17 protein-coding genes are annotated in these 17,647 nt (G+C 73.4%); 7 read left to right on the top strand and 10 right to left on the bottom strand.

The window, feature by feature from the left end; all coding sequences use genetic code 11:
- Positions 1 to 2: 2 nt before the first annotated feature.
- The 3 genes from KIT14_12755 to KIT14_12745 form a co-directional block, all read right to left on the bottom strand.
- Positions 3 to 563 (bottom strand): hypothetical protein, encoded by a 561-nt coding sequence (locus KIT14_12755; GenBank protein MCW5891404.1) that lies wholly within the window; start codon positions 561 to 563, stop codon positions 3 to 5.
- Positions 564 to 624: 61 nt separating this feature from the next.
- Complete coding sequence (locus KIT14_12750; GenBank protein MCW5891403.1) at positions 625 to 2,769, bottom strand: hypothetical protein; 2,145 nt, start codon at positions 2,767 to 2,769, stop codon at positions 625 to 627.
- A gap of 69 nt (positions 2,770 to 2,838) precedes the next feature.
- Positions 2,839 to 3,249 (bottom strand): helix-turn-helix transcriptional regulator, encoded by a 411-nt coding sequence (locus tag KIT14_12745; GenBank protein ID MCW5891402.1) that lies wholly within the window; start codon positions 3,247 to 3,249, stop codon positions 2,839 to 2,841.
- Positions 3,250 to 3,527: 278 nt separating this feature from the next.
- Between KIT14_12745 and KIT14_12740 the strand changes: the two genes are divergently transcribed.
- Positions 3,528 to 3,995, top strand: a complete 468-nt coding sequence (locus KIT14_12740) for a universal stress protein (protein MCW5891401.1) — start codon at positions 3,528 to 3,530, stop codon at positions 3,993 to 3,995.
- 23 nt (positions 3,996 to 4,018) lie between these two features.
- On the opposite strand, the gene KIT14_12735 is transcribed toward KIT14_12740, so the two are convergent.
- Positions 4,019 to 4,546 carry a hypothetical protein gene (locus tag KIT14_12735; protein MCW5891400.1) on the bottom strand — a complete coding sequence of 176 codons (528 nt, stop codon included), beginning with the start codon at positions 4,544 to 4,546 and terminating at the stop codon, positions 4,019 to 4,021.
- Between the two features lie 5 nt (positions 4,547 to 4,551).
- Positions 4,552 to 5,844, bottom strand: a complete 1,293-nt coding sequence (locus tag KIT14_12730; GenBank protein MCW5891399.1) for an acetyl-CoA hydrolase/transferase family protein — start codon at positions 5,842 to 5,844, stop codon at positions 4,552 to 4,554.
- Positions 5,845 to 5,980: 136 nt separating this feature from the next.
- Between KIT14_12730 and KIT14_12725 the strand changes: the two genes are divergently transcribed.
- On the top strand, positions 5,981 to 6,616 hold the full coding sequence (locus tag KIT14_12725) for a peroxiredoxin (GenBank protein ID MCW5891398.1): 636 nt from the start codon (positions 5,981 to 5,983) through the stop codon (positions 6,614 to 6,616).
- Positions 6,617 to 6,685: 69 nt separating this feature from the next.
- On the opposite strand, the gene KIT14_12720 is transcribed toward KIT14_12725, so the two are convergent.
- Complete coding sequence (locus KIT14_12720) at positions 6,686 to 9,658, bottom strand: hypothetical protein (protein ID MCW5891397.1); 2,973 nt, start codon at positions 9,656 to 9,658, stop codon at positions 6,686 to 6,688.
- Between the two features lie 221 nt (positions 9,659 to 9,879).
- Between KIT14_12720 and hisS the strand changes: the two genes are divergently transcribed.
- Genes hisS through KIT14_12700 form a run of 4 tightly spaced genes read left to right on the top strand, consistent with a single transcriptional unit; the run spans position 9,880 to position 14,841 of the window.
- Positions 9,880 to 11,217: a histidine--tRNA ligase gene (hisS, locus tag KIT14_12715; protein ID MCW5891396.1), complete on the top strand. Its 1,338-nt coding sequence runs from the start codon at positions 9,880 to 9,882 to the stop codon at positions 11,215 to 11,217.
- Positions 11,214 to 11,843 carry a carboxypeptidase regulatory-like domain-containing protein gene (locus KIT14_12710; protein ID MCW5891395.1) on the top strand — a complete coding sequence of 210 codons (630 nt, stop codon included), beginning with the start codon at positions 11,214 to 11,216 and terminating at the stop codon, positions 11,841 to 11,843. The genes hisS and KIT14_12710 overlap by 4 nt, the downstream gene beginning before the upstream one ends.
- An 11-nt stretch (positions 11,844 to 11,854) precedes the next feature.
- Positions 11,855 to 13,591: a HAMP domain-containing protein gene (locus KIT14_12705; protein ID MCW5891394.1), complete on the top strand. Its 1,737-nt coding sequence runs from the start codon at positions 11,855 to 11,857 to the stop codon at positions 13,589 to 13,591.
- A complete protein-coding gene (locus KIT14_12700; GenBank protein ID MCW5891393.1) occupies positions 13,588 to 14,841 on the top strand; it encodes a hypothetical protein in 1,254 nt (417 codons plus the stop codon). The genes KIT14_12705 and KIT14_12700 overlap by 4 nt, the downstream gene beginning before the upstream one ends.
- A gap of 39 nt (positions 14,842 to 14,880) precedes the next feature.
- Here the strand turns inward: KIT14_12700 and KIT14_12695 are convergent, their stop codons facing one another.
- Both KIT14_12695 and KIT14_12690 read right to left on the bottom strand, forming a co-directional pair.
- A complete protein-coding gene (locus KIT14_12695) occupies positions 14,881 to 15,045 on the bottom strand; it encodes a hypothetical protein (GenBank protein MCW5891392.1) in 165 nt (54 codons plus the stop codon).
- 43 nt (positions 15,046 to 15,088) lie between these two features.
- Positions 15,089 to 15,775: a glutathione S-transferase N-terminal domain-containing protein gene (locus tag KIT14_12690; GenBank protein MCW5891391.1), complete on the bottom strand. Its 687-nt coding sequence runs from the start codon at positions 15,773 to 15,775 to the stop codon at positions 15,089 to 15,091.
- Between the two features lie 80 nt (positions 15,776 to 15,855).
- Between KIT14_12690 and KIT14_12685 the strand changes: the two genes are divergently transcribed.
- Positions 15,856 to 16,659, top strand: a complete 804-nt coding sequence (locus KIT14_12685) for a class I SAM-dependent methyltransferase (protein MCW5891390.1) — start codon at positions 15,856 to 15,858, stop codon at positions 16,657 to 16,659.
- Here KIT14_12685 and yhbY read toward each other — a convergent pair.
- Together yhbY and KIT14_12675 are read right to left on the bottom strand one after the other, a co-directional pair.
- Entirely contained in the window at positions 16,646 to 16,930 is a 285-nt protein-coding gene (gene yhbY / locus KIT14_12680) for a ribosome assembly RNA-binding protein YhbY (protein MCW5891389.1), read from the bottom strand. The two genes, KIT14_12685 and yhbY, sit on opposite strands and share 14 nt — an antisense overlap.
- 221 nt (positions 16,931 to 17,151) lie before the next feature.
- Positions 17,152 to 17,631, bottom strand: coding sequence for a polymer-forming cytoskeletal protein (locus KIT14_12675; protein ID MCW5891388.1), 480 nt, complete (start codon positions 17,629 to 17,631; stop codon positions 17,152 to 17,154).
- Positions 17,632 to 17,647 lie beyond the last annotated feature (16 nt).

Raw genomic sequence — 17,647 nt, 5'->3', positions numbered from 1 at the left:
GTTCAGAGCGGCGGGACGATCGGGGTGTCGGTGGCGGCGCAGATGGCGCGCATCTGGAGGTCGGCGTTGAGCCCGAAGGAGACGCTGGCGTTGAAGAGCTGCGCCTCCCAGCCGCTGCCGTCGCTCGCCGGGCGGCTCATCGCGACGCGGATGTCGCGCTGCGCGCCCTTGTCGGTGTCGGAGATGCGCACGCCGCCGCCGCCGACGTGCTTGTCCGGCGGGCACGCGAGCGTGATCACGTCGCTGAGACCGGAGGGCGTGCCCGAGTTGTCGACGAACACCGTCTGCGTCGACTCGACGATCTGATAGGCCGCGAGCGGGCCGCTCGCTCCCGGCGGCCCGGCGACGCCCTCCTCGCCCTGGTCGCCCTTCGGGCCGGGGACGCCCTGCGGCCCGACGAGACCGACCGACGCCGGATCGACCGTGGTCTCCTTCTTCTTGCACGCGTCGCGCACCTTGAGCGCACCGACGCCCTTCTTCGGTGCGCACAGCACGAGCGCGTCGGCGGACACGGCGAGACCGAGGGTCAGCCCGAGCCCGAGCCCGATCGCAGCGAGTCGCATGGCACGTCCTCCTGTGCCCCGGCTAGCACGGGGCCCGGCCGGCCGGAAGCGCGCCGGTCGCTCACGGCCCCGGCACCTCGGCGCCGTCGCGCACGAAGACCGGGATGGCGTCGAGCGGCACGTCGACGCCGATCCAGCGCCGGCCCTCGTGGACGCGGCTGCGGTCCCAGTAGTCGCGCCAGCGTCCGCGCGGCAGGTAGACGGCCCGGCGCGTCTGCCCGCGCCGCCACACCGGCGCGACCAGCAGGTCGGGCCCGAACAGATACTGGTCCCACAGATCGCGCAGCCGGCGGTCGCGGCGATCGACCATGGGCATCGGTCGCACGATCGGCATGCCGGTCGCCGCCGCGGCGGCGGCCGCGACGACGTACGGCTTTAGCGTCGCGCGCAGACGTGTGTAGCGCTGGTAGATCGCGACCAGCTCGGGGTCGTAGCGCGGCTCGGTCGGCATGTCCCAGGGCGCGTGGCTGCCGTCGCCGCCGATCTCCATGATGCCCGAGAAGGCGCTGAACGCGAGCCAGCGCGCGAACACCTCGCGATCCTTGAACTCGTAGTAGCCGCCGGTGTCCGAGCCCCAGATCGGAACGCCGAGGAACGCCGCACGCTGCTGGCTGATGATCGCGCTGCGCAGCCCGAGGTCGGTGCCGGGTCCGAGGCCGAACCTCGTGCTGCCCGGGATGTCGCCGCCCCAGAACGCGGCCCACTGCGACGTGCCGGTGTAGCTCGGCCGCGAGAGGACGAGGAAGTCGCCGTCCGGGAACGCCTGCGCGAGCGCGTCGTGGTGCAGCTGCGCCTGCAGGCGCGGGTAGTCGTTGCGCACCTCGCGCCCGGTGCGCCCGTCGAACCAGACGTCGCCGGCGGCGGACGGGATGTGCTCCTCGCCGCGGTCGAGCTTGATCGCCTGGATGCCCCACGCGCGCATGAAGGCCGCGACGCGGTCGCGCCACCAGGCGCGCGCCGCCGGGTTGGTCACGTCGAGGATGAAGCTGCGTCCGCCGACGTCGGCGCAGAGCGGCGTGCCGACCGAGCCCGGGGCGAGGAAGCCCTGCTGCTGCGCGGCGGTGCCGTTGTCGTCGGGCCCGCTGCCGCACGTCCAGGTGCTGCTCCAGATGGCGAGGCGGTAGCCGCGCCGCCGCAGCGCCGCGAGCGTCGCGTCGACGTTGGGCAGCCGCACCGGGTCCCACTCCCAGCGCGCGAAGCCGAAGTTGCCGACCAGCACCGGCCGGTCGAACAGGTAGACGCCCGGCGGGATGCCGAGCAGGTCGTACATCGCGACGTCCTCGGCGAGCTGGGCGTTGACGGCGCTGCCGTCGAGCTGGGCCGTCGGGCCGACGGCCAGCTCCCCCCGCCAGCGCCAGTGCAGGAAGGCCCAGTCCGGCGGCACGAACGGCCGGCCGTGCAGCGCGGTGTACTCGTCGAGGATGGTCGCGTGCTCGGGCCCGACGAAGACGTGGAACACGAGCCGGCGTCCCGCCGGCGGCGCACCGGTCTCGAAGCGGAAGGCGAGCGTGCGCGGCGCCGCCTGCGCGAGGTCGAAGGCGCCGAAGGTGGTGCCGTCGACCGAGAGCCCGTATCCGCCGGACGTCTGGAAGAACGGCGCGTACACCGAGAACGTCGGCAGGATGCGCATCTCGACCGTCTCGCCGCGGCGGTCGAGCGAGCCGACCTCCGGCGGGTCGATGTCGTCGAACGGGATGTCGACGATGCCAGGCGCGATCGACGGCGAGTCGCGCAGGCGCTCCGTGAGCCCGTAGATCGCCTCGCCCACCGGGGAGCGCAGGCGCTCGCCCATGGCGACGACGCTCGCGGGGTCGGGCGGGTCGAGCGCCACCTCGAGCGTACGCGCGCTGCGGAAGCGCAGCGTCACCGTCGCCGTGCGGCCTTCGTCGGTGGCGACGGTCAGGCGGACGCCGCCCGGGACCAGCGCAACGTCGGTCACCGCGCCGAGCTCGTACCGGCCCGCGGCGCGCTCGTAGAACAGCCCGCCGCCCGCATCCTCGCGTACGACCACCCGGCGGCCGGCGCGGTCGCGCACGCGCAGCCGAAAGCGGTCGCGCGCGACCTCGGCGCGGACCGCGTCGGTGGTGAGCCGCACCACCCGGCCGTTCGGCTCGACCGTCACCCGGGCGGGCTCGACCGCGCGCACGGCCTCCGGCAGCACCAGCGCCGCGACGAGACACGCCGCCGCCGTCCAGACGTCCCGCATGCGGGTCGGTTACGGCCCCGCATCGCCGACGGTCAAGCCGATTCGCGCCGTGCGGCGCGTCACGCAGGCTCAGGCGCGCCCGCGCGTCGAGGGCGGGAGAAGGCTCGAGGTGTCGCGGAAGGCCAGCGCGGCCGCGCGCACGACGGCGAGAAACTGCTCGCGCCGCGCCGGGGAGAGCCCCTGGTAGGTCCGCACCAGCTCCTCGAGGCCGGGGTCGCCGAAGAGCGGGAAGTCCGGCGGAACCCCTTCCCGGGCGAGGTGAGCGACCTGGGAGTCGTCGGCGAGCAGCCGGCGCGCCTCGTCGGAGAGCATGGCCGCGTCGATGCGACCGAGCAGCCGCTGGAGCGCCCGCTGCACCTTCACCACCACCAGGAACGGCGTCGCGAGTCCGACGCCCATCTCGAGCCGGCTCACCGCGCCCTGGCTCACCCCCGCGATGCGGCCGAGCTGGTCCTGCGTGAGGCCGAGCATCTCCCGCATACGGCGGACGCTCCGGCCGAGATCCCGCATCCACTGCGACCAATCGACCTCTCCGGGCGTCGTCGTACCTTCGCCGTCGCCGTCCGCTCCCGCCATCGTGGTTGGTGGGGAGTCGCATCGTCACGGTCCGCTGTCAACGTCGGCACAGACGACATTCACGCCTTCGTAGGCGGCGGAGCACTTGCACGCATTCATGCATGTCAGCAGGCTCGCTCGGCCGTCGGACCCGCACCGGCACCACCCTTGCGGGGTGCGTGCATCCGTGCGAACGAGCGGCCATGGCTTCCCGACTCTTCCGGCGCATCCTGGTTCCGCACGATTTCTCCGACGCCGCGACGCGCGCCCTGCGCGAAGCCGCGCAGCTCGCGGCCGATCACGGCGGCCGGCTCACGGTGTTGCACGTCGTGGTGCCGTTCTACGTCCCGACCGACCTGCCGCTCGGGCTGGCGGCCGACAGCATGCCCGCTCCGGCCACGTTCGTACCCGAGCTGCGCAAGCGGCTCGAGTCGGCGGTCGCCAAGGTCATCGGCACGGACGGACCGCCGGCCACCGTCCGGGTCGAGATCGGCAACGCCGCCGAGCGCATCCTCGACGCCGCACGACGCGCCGACTGCGTCGTCATGGCGACCCACGGCCGCACCGGTCTCGCCCACCTCTTCATGGGCAGCGTCGCGGAGAAGGTGATCCGCCACGCCCCCGCCCCCGTCCTCGTGCTGCGGGTTCCGCCGTCGAAGAAGAAGCGCTGACCGCGAAACGCCCGGCGGCGCGCTCAGGGATCGCGCGGCGGCAGCGGGTGCGCCCGGTGCACCTCGTCCCACCCGACGACGAGGCAGCGGTCGACGACCTCGGCGTGGGCCTGGATCAGCTTCACGACCCAGGGGTCGCTCGACGTCGCGCGCAGGCGCATGCCGTCGTCGGTCACCCGCATCTCGACCACGACCTTGGGGCCGTTGCGGTAGAGCTCCGTCACCAGCGGGTCGGGCACCTCGTTCGGCCGCCCTTCCTTCAGACGGATGGCGTTGGCCTGGATCTGCCGGCGCAGGAGGTCCGCGACCTTCGCGTCCGGCGAGCCGGTCGCGACCTCGACGCCCTCCGGGATCGTGCTGACCGAGCGCCAGATGCGGTCCCGGTGCTCGACGAGGAAGGTCACCTCTGCGAGCGGGCCGTCCGACGAGCGCGGACGTCCCGCCGGATCGACCGCCTGCGGCGAGCCGCCGCACAGCCGGCATCCGGCCGAGGCGAGCGATGCGGCGCCCGCCGTGGCGACGAGCGCCAGCACGAGGACGAGACGCCGCACCCGCCCTACCCGATCGCCGCCCGCAGCTCGTCGCGGAAGTCCGGATGGGCGACGCGGATCAGCGCCTCGGCGCGCGCGCGATCGCCCAGCACCGAGAGGTCGACGGCGCCGTGCTCGGTGACGACCCACTGGACGTGGTGGCGCGGCGTGGTGACCGTCGTGTCGGCGCCGAGCCGGGGCACGATCGTGGAGACGCGCTCGCCGTGGACCGTCGCCGTCGAGCGCAGGCAGATGAAGCTCTGCCCGCCCGGGGCCTCCGCGGCGCCGAGCACGAACGACTCGTGCCCGCCCACGCCCGAGTATTGCCGCCCGCCGACGTGGTCGGCGGCGACCTGCCCGCGCAGATCGACGGCGAGCGCCCCGTTGACGCTCACGAAGCGGCGCAGCCGGCGCATCAGCGCCGGGTCGTTGACCGCGCCGACCGGCAGCATGCGGACGTCGGGGTTGCCGTCGAGCCAGGCGTAGAGCGCGCTCGTGCCGAGCGCGAAGGTGGCGATGCTGACGCCGTCGTAGAGCCCCTTGCGGTTGGTCACCTTGCCCGCCCGATGCAGGTCCATGACGCCGTCCGAGAGCATCTCCGTGTGGACGCCGAGGTCGTCCAGCGGCCCGGACGCGAGCAGGGAGGCGATCTCGTCCGGGATCGCGCCGATGCCGAACTGGAGCGTCGAGCCCGGCGCCACGTGCGCGGCCACCTCGGCGGCGATCGCGTGCTCCTCGGGGCTGGCGCTCGTCGGCGGCAGCGCGAAGAGGGGCGCGTCGTGGCGCACCACGGCGTCGACCTCCGAGACGTGGATGCGGTTGTCGCCGTGCTCGGGCAGCCCGGCCACGCGCGGCATGTGTGCGTTCAGCTCGGCCACGGCGAGCCGGTCGGGATCGCGCGCCGCCTCGCAGAACGCCGTGGTGCTGGCGCCCGCATGGGCTCCGAACGACAGCCATCCACCGGCGTCGGGCGGCGTCGTCACGGCGAGGACCACGCGCGGACGCAGCCGCAGCGCCAGACGCTCGAGGCCGTGGAAGTCGGCGGCCAGGTACTCGACCGCCGCGCCCGCCGCCCGCGCCATGCGCTCGACGGGACCGAAGAAGCCGCTCAGGACGCGCACGCCCGGCCGCTGCAGGAAGGCGTACGGCGCGCCGAGGAGGCCGGTGAAGAGGACGACGTCGACCAGGTCGTCGCGCGCCCCGAGCGCCTCGAGGATGCCGACCGGCTGCGCGCTCACGAAGCCGCAGGCCACGGTGTCGCGCGGCCGCAGGAGCGCGGCGGCGTCGGCGGGCGACAGCTCCCGGGGCGTGCGTCCCACGGCTCTGCTGCTACCCGATGGCGGCCCGGGACGCACGCCCGTCCGCGGACCCGGCCCGCACGCCCCGCCGGCGTTGACCCGATCGGGCTCCGAGGCTACCGGTCGCAGATCGCAGTCATCGAAAGGAGCGCGTCCCATGGCGATCCAGATCGGTAGCACCGTCCCCGACTTCGAGCAGGACTCCACCGCCGGCCGCATCAAGTTCCACGAGTGGATCGGCGACACCTGGGCCATCCTCTTCTCCCACCCGAAGGACTTCACGCCCGTGTGTACGACCGAGCTCGGCACCGCCGCGAAGCTGAAGAGCGAGTTCGACAAGCGCCGCTGCAAGATGATCGCGGTGAGCGTCGACGACGTGAAGTCGCACCAGGGCTGGGTGGGCGACATCGAGGACACCCAGAAGACGAAGATGAACTTCCCGATCCTCGCCGACCCGGATCGCAAGGTCGCGGGCCTCTACGGCATGATCCATCCGGAGGCCAACGACACCCTCACCGTGCGCTCGGTCTTCTTCATCGACCCGAAGAAGCGCGCCCGCGCGATGATCACCTACCCGGCCAGCACCGGCCGCAACTTCCAGGAGCTGCTGCGGGTGCTCGACTCGCTCCAGCTCACCGACGACCACCAGGTCGCGACCCCGGCCGATTGGAAGGACGGCGAGGACTGCGTGATCGTGCCCTCGGTCAGCGACGCCGATGCGAAGGCGAAGTTCCCGAAGGGCTGGACGGCGCTGCGTCCCTACCTGCGGCTGACGCCGCAGCCCAACAAGTGACGGTCTGACGGACGCGCGCCCGGCCGGCGCCCGGGGTAACCCGGGGGCGCCGGCCGCGAGCGCCGTCCGTCACTTGCTGTTGCCCTTGAACTCGCCGGGCACGTTCTTCGCGAGCCCGGCGGCCGAGTAGGCGGCCTCGAAGCACGTGCCGTTGTCGGCCTGGAGCTGCACGAGGAGCGGCAGCGGCAGCGGCGGCGCCGGCATGATCGAGGACAGGTTGGCGCCCTTCGCCTTGAACTGGATCTTCGCCTTGCCGGCGACCCCGGCCGTCAGCGTGAGGCCGATGACGCCGTCGGCGTTGCCGGTCTTGCTGGCGAACTTGAAGCCCTTCGTGCCGGTCGCGGCCCAGCACGGCTTGGTGCCGCAGGTACCGCCCGCCGGTACGTCGCCGCGGAAGACGACGCTCGGCGTGCCGCCCGACTGGTCGAAGACGCACAGCGCGTAGGACGTCGACGCGACCGGGTTTCCGAACGACGCCAGCGGGGTCGCGGCGCCCTTCAGCCACTTCCACTGGAGCTGATCCTTCGCCGGATCCGGCTTGTCCTTGATGGACAGCTGCGCCTTGCCCGCCTCGATCGGCGTCGCGCAGAGCAGTCGCGGCGCGGCGACGCAGTCGCCCGTGCCCGGATCGCACGACTCGCAGGCGGGGCATACGACGGGCTGGCCCGCGCCGGCGCAGACGCCGCTCTCACAGGTGCCGCCGCTCGTGCAGAGATCACCGCCCGCGCCGCACAGGGTTCCGTTCTCGGCGAAGGCGTCGGCCGGGCACGCGTTGCCGACGCCGTCGCAGGTCTCGGCGACGTCGCACTCGCCCGCGGCCTCGCGGCACGGCGCGGTCGACTTGGCGTCGGCCGGGCACGTGGCGCTGCTGCCCGTGCAGGTCTCGGCCAGGTCGCACACGCCCGCCGCCGCGCGGCACGGCGTGCTCGCCGGCTTGAACTGATCGGCGGGGCACGTGTTGCTCACCCCGTTGCAGACCTCGGCGACGTCGCAGTCGCCCGCCGCCGGGCGGCAGGGAGCCGTCGACTTGGCGTCGGCCGGGCAGGTCGCGCTGGTGCCGGTGCAGGCCTCGGCGACGTCGCAGACGCCCGCGGCGGCGCGGCACGGCGTCTCCACCGGCTTGAACTGGTCCGCCGGGCAGGTGTTGCTCGTGCCGTTGCAGCTCTCGGCGACGTCGCAGTCGCCGGCGGCCGGCCGGCACGTTGCGGTCGACTTCACGTCGGCCGGGCACGTGGCGCTGCTGCCCGTGCAGGTCTCGGCCAGATCGCAGTCACCCGCCGCCGGGCGGCACGGGAAGGTGTTCGGACGGAAGCTGCACGCGTTGCAGCAGGCCCCGCCGTCGCACTGCTCGCCCGCTTCGACGATGCCGTTGCCGCACACCGGCGGCGCCGTCGTCGAGGTGGTGGAGGTGCTCGTGGTCGTGGTGGTGACGATCGTCGTGGTCGTGGTGGCAGGGAGCGTCGTCGTGGTGACCGGCGGCAGCGTCGTCGACGTCGTGCTGGTCGTCGTGGTCGCCAACGACGTGGTCGTGGTGGTGGTCGTCGTCGGGACCGTGGTCGTGGTGGTCACGACCGGACAGTTCACGCAGCACTCCAGCTCGGGGGCCTGCGCCACGACCGGCGTGGGCACCCGGTTGGACGCCGCACCGACGAACGTCGGCGGCGCCACCTTCCACTCGAGACGGTTCAGCGCGCCGGCGAGGATCTTGCCGGAGATGGTCATCGTGTTGCTGGCCTGGAGCAGGTTCGTCGCCGCCGGGAAGGCGCCGGGCCCGGTGGCCTCGAGGAGACCCGTCGAGGTGACGTTGATGGTGCACGCGGTGAGCGTGATCGCGCCGCCCGCGAACCCGGTGGTCGCGCTCTTCGCGGTGACCGTGCCGGAGATGGTCGCCAGCCCACCGGCGGACATCGACGCCGTCCCGCCGGAGGCGTCGGCCTTGACGTCGATCTTGTTGCTGACGGTGAGGTCGGTGCCGGCGGCGATGAAGACGTCGCCGCCCGAGCCCTGGCCGGTGACCGGGGCCTGGAGGACGCCCGACACCGTGACCGCGCCGATGGCCTGCACGTCGGCGCTGCCGCCATCGCCGTCGGGCGAGGCGCCGTCGAGCTGGGTGGTGCCCGACATGGTGACGTTGCCGCCCGCGAAGACGTCCAGCTCGCCGCCGAAGCCGCCGCCGTAGCCGGTGTCGCCGCCGCTGCCACGGGCCGTCGCGAAGATCTTGCCGGCGAGGTTGACGTTCTTGCCCGCCGAGACGCTGACCGAGCCGCCGTCGCCGATGGCGCCCGCGGCCTTCAGGTTCATCTCGGAGTTGGACTGGATGTCGACGTTGCCGTTGGCGGAATCGAGCGTGACGTCGCAGATGCAGTCGCCGTTGGAGACGTCGAGGCGTCCCGCGGACGTCACCACGATGTCGTTCTGCGCGAAGATGCTGAGCGTGCCGCCCGAGGAGCCGTTCTCACCGCGTCCACCGCCCATGGCCTGGAGGAGGCTGCGAACCGTGACCGCCCCGCCGTTCGAGACGACGTCGATCTGACCGCCGAATCCGTCCTGGCTGCCGGTGTTGGCGACGATGGTGGCGTTGATGTCGATGTCGCCGCCGGCGACCATCTCGACGACGCCACCGGTGAAACTGCCGTTGACGTCGATCCTCGCCGTCCCGGCGCCCGTGGTCTGGAGGGTGAGGGTTTTCGTTGCCTCGAGGCGCACCGCACCGCCCTGCCCGACCCCCATCGTGATGCCCTTGGCGACGATCTTCGCCCCGGGCTCGAAGAGGATGCTGTCGGCCTTGATGGTGAGCGGCTCGCTGCCGTTGTCGACGGTGAGCGTCTTGCCCTGCTGGATCACGAGAGCCCGGGGGCGGATGTCGAAGGTGGCGCCGGCGGGCACCGTACACCCCGCGGTGATGGTGCACGGGTTGGCGCCCGGCGCACACAGCTGCGTGGCGTTGCACTGCGCAGCGGCCGGGCTCGCTGCCCCGAGGAGGGCGAGGAGACCGAGGGCGCCCGCGAGCGCGGGCAAAAGCCGAAAACGGCGGTGGGACATGATCTCGTAGCCTCGCTTTCCTCTACACGTCACGTCGTCGAGCACCGGGCGGTGCGGAGCGCGCGAACACTAGCACGTCGCAAGTTCGTGCCGTCAAGGAAAATTGGTGGCGCTCCTGCAAGACGAAGGTACGGGCCGCGTGCACCGCTGCATGCCTTTGCCTGGGCGCCTGCGCGGCGGCGTTTCGCGCCCCCCGCGGCCTTCGACTAGTATCGCACCCCATGGCCGAGCCGATCCCGCCGCTGAGCGGCTTTCCCGAGTGGCTGCCCGCGCAGCGGCTGGCGGAGCAGCTGCTCCTCGACCGGATCCGGCATCGGTTCGAGCTCGCCGGCTTCGTCTCGATCGAGACCCGCGCCGTCGAGCCGCTGAAGGTGCTGCTCGCCAAGGGGGAGACGGACAAGGAGGTGTACGTCCTCCGCCGCCTCCACGCCGAGCCCGGCGAGGACACCGACCTCGGGCTGCACTTCGATCTGACCGTGCCCTTCGCCCGCTACGTCGCCCAGCACCGCGGCCAGCTGACCTTCCCGATCCGCCGCTATCAGATCCAGAAGGCGTGGCGCGGCGAGCGTCCCCAGGAGGGCCGCTACCGCGAGTTCACCCAGGCCGACGTCGACGTCATCGGCGACGGCCGGCTCGGCATCCACCACGACGCCGAGCTGATCCGCCTGCTCGCCGAGGTTCTCGCCGCCCTCCCCATCCCCCCGGTCCGCCTGCTCGTGAACCACCGCAAGCTGCTCGAAGGCGCCTACCGGGCGATGGGGATCGAGGCGGTGACCGACGTCCTGCGCGCTGCCGACAAGCTCGACAAGATCGGCGAGCGCGGCGTTCGCGAGCTGCTGACGGCGAGCCTCGGACTGACGGACGCCGTCGCCGAGCGCTGCCTCGCGCTCGCCCGCATCCGCGGCGACGCCCCGGCGGTTGCCGCCGGGCTCCGCGCCCTGGGCCTCGCCCACCCGCTCATCGACGCCGGCCTCGCCGACCTCGGCGCGATCCTCGCGGCGAGCGCCGACCTGCCGGAGGGCCGTCTGGTCGCCGACCTGCGCATCGCGCGCGGCCTCGACTACTACACCGGCATGGTCTGCGAGGGGCAGCTCGTCGGCCACGAGCAGCTCGGCTCGGTGTGCTCGGGCGGCCGCTACGACGATCTCGCCTCGGGCATGGGCGTCGACGCCACGATGCCCGGCGTCGGCGTGTCGATCGGCGTCACGCGCCTCGTCGGCCGGCTGTTCGCGAAGCAGCTGCTGCACGCCGACCGCGCCACCCCGAGCTGCGTGCTGGTCGCGCTGGTCTCCGACGAGACCCGCGACGTGTCGCAGCAGGTCGCGCGCCGGCTGCGCGCGCGCGACATCGCCTGCGAGGTCTTCGACCGGCCGATCAAGCTCGGAAAGCAGATTCGCCAGGCCGAGCAGCGCGGCATCCCGTTCGTGTGGTTCCCGCCCATGGAGCCCGGCGCCGCCCACGGCGTGCGCGACATTCGCAGCGGCGCACAGGTCGACGCCGACCCCGACGCCTGGGAGCCGCCCGTCGAGGACCGCACGCCGCGGCTCGTGGGAGCATGACCCAGGCGCCGGCGGTGCTCGTCGTGATGCTCGCGGCGACCGCCGTGGCGGCGGCCGGCATCGAGGGCACCGTCGCGCTGCGGCCCGCGCAGCCTCCCGTCGACAAGCCGCGCTACCCCCTCGCCGCCACCTACGAGGTCGGCGCGCCCGATCCGCCGGTCGCGGTGATCTGGGTCGAGGCGCCGGCCGACGCGCCCGCCGCGGCCGAGGCGACGCTCGCGCAGGAGCACTATCAGTTCGCGCCCGGCGTGCTGGCCGTGCGCCGCGGCACCCGCGTCGCCTTTCCGAACCGTGACGAGGAGTACCACAGCGTCTTCTCGTACTCGAAGCCGAAGCGCTTCGATCTCGGTCGCTACGCACGCGACGAAACGCCGGCGACGGTGACCTTCGACGAGCCGGGCGTGGTGCAGCTGTTCTGCGAGATCCACGAGCACATGCGCGGCACCATCGTCGTCGTCGACACGCCGTGGTTCACGCGCAGCGACGCCGCAGGCCGCTACCGGCTCGACGGTCTGCCGCCCGGCCCGCACACGGTGCACGTCTGGGCCGGCGACGACGCTCGGCGCACCGCCACCGTCGAGGTGTCCGCCACCGGCACGACACGCCTCGACTTCGCCGCCCCCTGAGGCCACGACGCGTGCCCGTCCTCGGCTTCCGCCTGAAGCTGCTGCTCGGCACGCTCGTCGGCACCGTCGTCGTCACCGGCGCCGCGCTCCTCGCCGCACAGCGCAGCGTGCAGTCGGCCTATCGCGACCTCTTCCAGGACGGGTTCCGGCGCGACGTGCGCCTCGTCGCCGCGCTCGAGGACGCGCGCCTCGCCGCCGTGCGGACGCGCTGCCTCGAGCTGGCGCGCTCGGTGCGTCTCGTCGCCGCGCTCGGCGAGAACGACCCGCCGCTCGTCTACGAGATCGCCATCGACGAGTTGCGCGACGTCCTGCGCCCACCGGCCGGCGCCGCCGCACGCCCGGTGAGCTTCTTCCGCCTGCTCGACGCCCGCGGCGCGCTGCTGCCGACGCTCGACCCGCGCGCCGGCACGCTCGCCGCCGCCGACGACGCCGCCTTCGCCCTCGCCCGTGCCGCGGCGCTCGCCGACGGCCGCCAGACCGCGGGCATCCTCGTCCGCGGTCGCGGAGACGGGGCCGTGCTCGACGAGGTGGTGGTCACACCGGTGCGCGACCCGGTCGGCGGCAAGCGTCTCGGCGCCCTGGCGATCGGCTTTCCCGCGAGCTTCGAGAGCGGCGGCGAGGTTGCGTTGCGGGCCGCCGTCTTCGCCGGCGGCCGCCTCTTCGCACCCGGCCTGCCGCCCGCGTGGCGTCCCGCCGTCCAGGCCGCCACCGAAACGCTCGTCGCCGACGCCGGCGGCGCCGACACGCTCGCGCTCGGCGGCGTCGCGCATCGCCTGCTGGTCGCCCCGCTGCATCCCGAGGCGCCCTTCCCGCCGGCCTACGACGTCGGGCTCGCCTCCCTCGCTCCGGCCGAAGCAGCCGAGGCGCAGCTGCGGCGGCGCATCCTCGGGCTCGGGGGCGCCGCGCTCCTCGTGGGCTTCGTGCTGAGCCTCGGGCTCGCGCGCGGGCTCGGCCGGCCGATCGACGCCCTCGCCGCCGCCGCCCGTCGCATCCGTGGCGGCGACCTCGACGTGCGGGTGGCGGTGCGCACGCGCGACGAGGTCGGCCGCCTGGGCGAGGCGTTCAACGAGATGGCGGCGGGCCTCGCGTTGAAGGAGCGCTACCGGCGCGTGCTCGACGTGATCGCGGATGCGGCGGTGGCCGACGAGCTGCTGCGCGGCGGCACCGCGCTCGGCGGCGAGGTGCGCGAGGTGACGATCCTCTTCTGCGACATCCGCGGCTTCACCGGCCGCACCATGGGGATGGCGCCGGCGCGCCTGGTCGAGCTGCTGAACGCCCACATGACGGCGCTCACGCACGTCGTGCATACCCACGGCGGCGTGGTCGACAAGTTCATCGGCGACGCCGTCATGGCGCTCTTCGGCGCGCCGCGGCCGCATGGCGACGACGCTCGCCGCGCGCTCCGCGCCGCGCAGGCGATGCAGGCCGAGCGGGCGCGCCTCGACGCCGCCACGGGCACGCCGATGCCGATCGGCATCGGCGTCGCCAGCGGCCCCGTCGTCGCCGGCTGCGTCGGCGCGGCCGAGCGGCTCGAGTACACCGTCCTCGGCGACGCCGTGCTCCTGGCCGCGCGCCTCGCCGCCCAGGCGCGCCCGGGCGAGGTGCTGCTCGACGACGCCACCCGCATGCAGGCCGCTTCGGGGGCGCGGGTCGAGCCGCTGGCACCGCTCGCGCTGAAGGGCTTCGCCGCACCGGTGGCGGCGTTCCGCCTGGCCGCGTGCGACGACGCGGCGGTGGTGACGCCGTGAGGCGCGCGCTCGCCGTGCTCGCCTGCCTCGTCGCCGCTGCGCCGGCGGCCGCGTTCGACCCCGACGCCGTGCTGGACCGCCTGGGCGAGCGCCTGACGCTGTCGACGGCGGACGGCCGCTTCCGCGCCGCCGTCAGCGGGCTCGCCGACCTCGAGGGCTGGTACGTCGATCAACGCCCGCCCGGCATCGTCTTCGGCGACGGCGCCAGCTTCGCGAACCCGCGCCTGACGCTCTTTCTCGACGCGCACGCCGGCAGGCGGCTCTACGCCTTCGTGCAGGCGCGCGTCGACCGCGGCTTCGATCCGCGCGAGGTGCACGGCGCCGAGGCACGCGCCGACGAGTACCTCGTACGCTGGAGCCCGCTCGGGCCCACGCGGCTGCACCTGCAGGTCGGGAAGTTCGCCACCGCGATCGGCAACTGGGTCGGACGTCATCTCTCATGGGACAACCCACTCGTCACCGCGCCCCTGCCCTACGAGCGCATCACCGGCGTCACCGACGGCGTCGCACCGAACAGCACCGAGGAGCTGGTCGCACGGCGCGACCTGCCGGACAACAAGCCCGCGTGGGTGCCGATCATCTGGGGCCCGAACTACGCCGCGGGCGCATCGGCGTTCGGGCGCATCGACCGCGTCGACTGGGCGCTCGAAGTGAAGAACGCGGCGCCCGCGTCGCGACCGTACGAGTGGAACCCCGTCGATCGCGGCTGGCGCGAGCCGACGGTGACCGGGCACCTCGGCTGGTCGCCGAGCGCGGCGTGGGCGCTCGGGCTCTCGGCGAGCTCCGGACCCTACCTGCGCGAGGCGACGCAGCTCGCGCAGGGCCAGCGCACGCGCGACTTCCGCCAGATCCTCGCCGGCGCCGACGCGCGCTGGGCGTGGCGCAAGCTCGAGCTGTGGAGCGAGCTCTACTTCTCGCGCTTCGAGGTGCCGATCCTGAACGCCGTCAGCCGCCGCCCGGCGACCTCGATCGATGCCGACGTCATGGCCTGGTACGTCGAGGGCCGCTGGAAGCTGCCCCACGGCGTCTGGCTCGCGCTGCGCTGGAACCAGGAGTGGTTCGCCAAGGTCCAGCCGTCACGCGGCGAGGAGGTGGCCTGGGACCGCGACACGTGGCGGATGGACACCGGCATCGGGTGGCGCGCCGGACGGTACTTCCAGGCCAAGCTCCAATACGCCTTCAATCACCAGAACGGCCCGCTCCAGCAGGGCGAGCAGCTGGTGGTCGCGCAGCTGACGCTGCGCTTCTGAGGCGGCCCCGGCGGCCGGACCGCCGGGACCGATCGTCGACTAGCTGCGGGGCGACGGCGCGTGCGCCTGCTCGCGCTCGCGCTTCGCCTGGTGCACGACCTTCACGAAGTCGAGCATGCGGCGCAGGTGGTCGCCCGCTTCGCGCGCGTTGCGCGCCGTCCTGTCGAGGGAGTCCTCGGGCCGGGTCGCGGTGTCGTTCTTCATACCGTCCAGCGTGTCGGACCGCGCCGCGGGTGGCAAGCCCGGCTCACTTCACGAGCAGGCTCTGGGCGCCCTTGGCGAACTCCTTGGACGCCGCCTCGTCCTCGCCGCCCAGGTCCGGCATCTTGAACGGGACCTCGACCCCGCGTTGGCAGGCCGGCCGCGCGCGCATGGCGTCCATCCACCGCGTGAGCCCGTCGAGCCCGTCGACCGAGACGCCGGACCACTTGTGCGTGCGCACCCAGCACCAGTTGGCGATGTCGGCGATGGAGTAGTCGCCCGCGAGCCACTCGTGGTCCTTCAGGCGCCCGTCGAGCACCTCGAAGAGGCGACGCGACTCCTTCTGGTAGCGCTCGATCGCGGCCGGGATCTTCTCCGGGAAGTAGCGGTAGAAGACGTTCGCCTGGCCCATCATCGGGCCGACCCCGCCCATCTGGAACATGAGCCACTGGACGACGAGCGAGCGGCCCTTCGCGTCGCTCGGACAGAGGCGGCCGGTCTTCTCGGCGAGGTAGAGCATGATCGCGCCCGACTCGAAGACGGCGAAGTCGCCGGCGTCGCGATCGACGATGGCCGGGATGCGGCCGTTCGGATTGATCTCGAGATACCAGTCCTGCTTCTGGTCGCCCGCCATCAGGTTGATGAGGTGGACCTCGTAGGGCAGCTCGAGCTCCTCGAGCACCACGGAAGCCTTCCAGCCGTTCGGCGTCGGAGCGGTGTACAGATCGATCACGCGTGCGTCCTCCCGCGGGCACGGCTATGCCGCGCGACGGGCCCTCGCAAGGCGCGGAGCCCCGCGATACTCACCGGGACGTGACCGACTACGTCCTCGCCACCGGTGCGGCGGAGCGCGAGCGACTGGCGCTCCTGCAGGAGGTCTACGGCCCCGTCACGGAGGCCGCGCTGCGTGCGGCCGGGCTGCGGCCCGGGATGCGCGTGGTCGAGATCGGCTGCGGCAACGGCATCATGGCGTGCTGGCTCGGCGAGCAGGTCGGCCCGACCGGCGCGGTGCTGGGGCTCGACCAGAGCCCGGCGCAGGTCGAGGAAGCGCGCCGGCTCGCGGCGGCACGCGGGCTCGGACACGTGACCTTCGACGTCGCCGAGGCGAACGCGCCGGGCGCGCCGGCGGCGGCGTTCGATCTGGCGTACTGCCGCCTCGTGCTGATGCACCTCCCCGACCCGCTCGGCGCGCTGCGCGTCATGGGCGCGCTGGTGCGGCCCGGCGGCGCGGTCGTCGCGGTCGAGATGGACGTCACGCGCTGGCTCTGCGACCCGCCGTCGGCGGCGGTCGAGCGCTGCTATGCGATGAACCTCCAGCTCGCCACGAAGCGCGGCGAGAACTTCCGCATCGCGACCAGCCTGCACGCGCTGTTCGACGCCGCCGGCCTGGAGGGCGTCGAGGCGCGCGCCGACCTGCCCCTCATCCGCAGCGGGCCGACGAAGCACCTCCTGCGCCTGTCGTTCGAGGAGCTCGCCCCCGTCGCGGTGCTGGACGGCGTCACCACGCCCGAGGAGGTGGCCGACCTCGACGCCGAGCTGCGCCGCATCGCCGACGACCCGCACACGCTGCTCGGCATGCCGCTGGTCGTCGCCGTGCGCGGCGTCAGTCCACGCTGATGCGCGGCTTCTCGGGGTGGCGCTTGTAGAGGATGACCGTGTGGCCGACGAGGCCGCACGGCTCCGACTCGCTGCCTGCGGCCAGCGCCGCCGCGAGCGCCTTCTTGTCCTCCGGCTCGCGCAGCCGGACCTTGATCAGCTCGTGCGCGAGCAGCGCGCCCCGCACCTGCTCGAGGACGGCGTCGGTCACGCCCTGGTGGCCGACCTGGACGACGGGCTCGAGCGGGTGGGCCAGACCGCGGAGCCTCTTGCGCTGGGTCGAGGTGAGCACGGCGCGGGGTTGTGGCACAGGACGACAGCGGACGCGATCGTCAGGACGCCGGCGGCGTACAGCGCACCACGGCGGGCGCGGACGGCGGGTGCGGCGATTCGCACGGGCACCTGCCGTGCGAATCGCATGCCGGACGCACGCGTCCCGAGTCCGGGGCGTCCGGCGCCCCGGCTCGGGATGCGAACGTCATGCGACGGCGGCCACGATGGGCCGCCGCATGATCACGCGTTGACGGCGTTGCCGAGCGTCAGGGGCGCCGACGACGCCAGGGACGGGCCGGCCGTGACGCCGAGCTTCGCCTTCGCGGCCTCGCCCATCGTGCACTGGCCCTCGAAGTTGGCGCCCTCCTGGATCACGACGACCGGCGCCGCGATGTTGCCCTTCACCTTGCTCGGGCTGCGCAGCTCGAGGCGCGTCTTGGCGGTGATGTCGCCCGTCACCGTGCCCTGGACGACGATCACCGTGCCGTTGACGGTCGCCTTCAGGTTCGCGCTCTCGCCGATCGTGAGCGTGCCGTTGGCCGTCACCTGGCCCTCGACCTGGCCCTCGATGCGCGCCGAGCTGCCGAAGGTCACCGTCCCGGTGAGCTGCGTGTCCTTGCCGAGGAACGCGCTCGTGGCGCCCTGGGCGCCTGCGCCCGGCCCCGAGCCGCTCGCGACCGACTCGCCCACCGGACCCTGTCCACCATCACGCTGAAACATCCAACCACCTCCACAG

Source organism: bacterium (genome assembly GCA_026129405.1).
GTDB lineage: Bacteria > Desulfobacterota > Binatia > DP-6 > DP-6 > JAHCID01.
Note: the sequence above shows the minus strand (reverse complement) of the source record. Positions and strands in the feature narration are given on the sequence as shown.